Raw genomic sequence first — 234 nt, 5'->3', positions numbered from 1 at the left:
GCCGTCCCCGCCCCGGCCTAGCAGGTGGAGCGCGTCCAGGCAGCGGCGGCCCTCGGCGTAGGCGGCGGCCACCTGGTCGGGGCGGGCGGCCAGGCCGGTGACGGGGGCGGAGGCTCCGACGGTGACCGGCTGGCGGACCGCGGTGCCGAGTTCGCGGGCGGTGCGCCGGGCAAGTTCCGTGGCGGTGTCGCCGGGGCCGAGCGGGAGCAGCAGGACGGTGCCGCCGTCGCGGGT

At 80.8% G+C, this 234-nt stretch carries 1 pseudogene; it reads right to left on the bottom strand.

What is annotated here, in order from left to right:
* Positions 1–234, bottom strand: a pseudogene (locus tag GT030_RS18100) (diguanylate phosphodiesterase); the annotation flags it as partial.

The organism is Streptomyces sp. SID1328 (assembly GCF_009865595.1).
Taxonomy (GTDB): Bacteria; Actinomycetota; Actinomycetes; order Streptomycetales; family Streptomycetaceae; genus Streptomyces; species Streptomyces griseoluteus.
Note: the sequence above shows the minus strand (reverse complement) of the source record. Positions and strands in the feature narration are given on the sequence as shown.